The following is a 2,278-nucleotide window of genomic DNA, read 5'->3' on the forward strand; positions in this document are numbered from 1 at the left end:
ATTAAGTGTGATGATGTAAACTTTCCTGCAACATAGGGTGGTTACGGGCCACCAAAGGTGCTTTCGCTAAGTTGCCCAGTACTACAAATAGGAAAGCCGATAAATAAACCATCGCCAATCCAATTTCAAGAATACCAAAGCTTCCATTTTCTTTCAAAACTCCGGGGGTTACCATTAGGTAAAAATCCAGCCAGTGCCCGACTAGCACTACTACACAAACGACCTTAATAATTATCGTATGTCGTTTGGAATCCCTCGTCATAAAAACCAGGAAGGGGAAGAAGAAGTTCATGATAAGATTAATGAAAAAGATAGGCGAATAATAGTCGCTACTTAATCTTTCTACGAAGTAAATTGTCTCTTCTGGAATGTTGGCATAGTAGATTAAAAGGAACTGGCTAAACCATACGTAGGTCCAGAAAATGCTAAACGCAAACACGAATTTTCCTAAGTCATGCAAGTGGCTAGAGTTGATGATTGTTAGGTAGCCAGCCTCTCGTAAAAAAACCACCATTAGTGTGATAGCGGCCAGCCCCGATACAAACCAACTAGCAAAAACATACCAACCGAACATCGTGCTAAACCAGTGCGTATCAATAGATAGCACCCAATCCCAGGCGGAAGTTGAAGAAGTTACGGCAAATATGATGATAAAGATGGTAGAGTATTTAACCATTTTATGGAAATGGCTTACTCCGCCCAATTTATCTTCCGCTAGCGACTCTTTGCGAATGTAGCGGTACATCATGTACCAGAGCGCAAAATAAAGCACCATTCTACCTAAGTAAAATGGAACATTTAAATACGCCTGCTTACCCGCGATGATATAATCATAACGAGGATCATTTTCATCATATAAGTAGCTGTGGGTCCAGTGGAATAAGTTGCTATGCGCTAGCCAAGCTACTACGAACACAACTAACATTAGCACTCCGGCATACGGTAACCACGCGCCGAAGGCTTCAGGAATACGTTTTATTGATGCTGACCAACCTGCTTGAGCTGCGTACTGAAAGGCAACGAAAAATAAGCCAATCACCGCTAAGCCAGTGAAGTACACGTTATTAATCCATAGATTAGTGAACAGCCGTTCGTACCAGTGAAATTCACCGTGGCCCTCTCCACCGTGAGCTCCCTCAGCGGCGGCTCCGGCAACTTCGGCTTCATGACCGTGGCCTCCGCCCCAAATCATCAGGTAGAGTACACCTATCGCGAATAAAACCGCTCCAACTACTCCAATAATGGTAAGTTGCTTTTTAATATCGCTAGTAAATTGGAAGTATTCTTCCTGTACATTTTCTGTAGTCGAGTGAGTCGCCATACGTTTATTTTAGTCGATTACTGTTGTTGCAAAGTTTGTACGTACCGCACAATTTTCCATCGTTCGGCAATTTCCATTTGCGAACCGTGTGCGTTCATTCGCCCTCTTCCCCAAGTGATTGTGTGGAATATGTGCCCTTCGGTCATATCTACGTACCGTCCTTTATTGTAAGCCGGAACTCCCAGATAAACTTCAGCAACAGGTCCGTTACCCTGACCAGCACCACCGTGACAGGGGTAGCAAAACTTTGTATATAACGTTCGCCCTTCAGCTAGAACCGCTTCGGTAGAGTCTATAGGGTTTTTCAGAATTCGTGAAGCTAGTTCAATACTATCGGGCGGAATTCGGTAAGGTAAAAAGTCATTAGGATTCCGACGAACCGTATTCGCGGGTGGTACTCTTGAATTCATCCGATACGGATTGTTAGGGTTAGAATTGTAGAACTCCCCTACCCCATTGTCTATTGAGCTTAGCCAGGAACCTTCATCAGTATCGGTAATCTGAGAAAGTGGCTCGTAAGGCGTTGTATGGTACATTTGCGGGGCGTACTCTAAACCTTGAAAGTTACCATTAGCCTCACAGCCAGCTAGAGCCACAATCAGAATAAGTAAAAAACCCACCGTACCGCAGTAGTTTAAGTAATGCTTCATATTTCTAGTTATGCTTTTCATTTACTTCTATAGCTCCTGCATTTACCAACGTTTGCTTTATTTCAGCGGTATCAATTTTATTCTTCTTTAGATCAATCGCCATAATGTATTTGTCATCGGTAGCCCGAAGGTCAAATATTTTCGCTTTTCCGTAAGGGCGCAGGTCGCTAATTATCATAAATACCCCTACCATGCCAAGAGCCGATAATAGTACCGTAAGCTCAAAGGTCACCGGAAAAAAGGTAGGAATTGAGGTATAATTCTTCCCACCAATAATCATTGGCCAGTCAATACCCATCATATAAAA

Annotated in this window: 3 protein-coding genes; all 3 read right to left on the bottom strand. The window is 43.1% G+C overall.

All coding sequences use genetic code 11. The features are described 5' to 3' along the window. Position 1 precedes the first annotated feature (1 nt). Positions 2-1,321, bottom strand: a complete 1,320-nt coding sequence (locus tag WBA23_RS15605) for a quinol:cytochrome C oxidoreductase (protein ID WP_424583214.1) — start codon at positions 1,319-1,321, stop codon at positions 2-4. A 17-nt stretch (positions 1,322-1,338) separates the two neighbouring features. After that, entirely contained in the window at positions 1,339-1,971 is a 633-nt protein-coding gene (locus WBA23_RS15610) for a c-type cytochrome (RefSeq protein ID WP_424583215.1), read from the bottom strand. 4 nt (positions 1,972-1,975) lie between these two features. Beyond that, positions 1,976-2,278 (bottom strand): DUF3341 domain-containing protein (locus tag WBA23_RS15615; RefSeq protein ID WP_424583216.1); only part of this gene is annotated, 303 nt, incomplete at its 5' end.

Origin of the sequence: Tunicatimonas sp. (genome assembly GCF_049647865.1) — a bacterium.
Lineage (GTDB): Bacteria > Bacteroidota > Bacteroidia > Cytophagales > Cyclobacteriaceae > Tunicatimonas.

Bases quoted from the DNA above. Each gene is read 5' to 3' on its own strand.
- WBA23_RS15605 (WP_424583214.1), bottom strand. From the start codon at position 1,321: ATGGCGACTCACTCGACTACAGAAAATGTACAGGAAGAATACTTCCAA.
- WBA23_RS15610 (WP_424583215.1), bottom strand. From the start codon at position 1,971: ATGAAGCATTACTTAAACTACTGCGGTACGGTGGGTTTTTTACTTATT.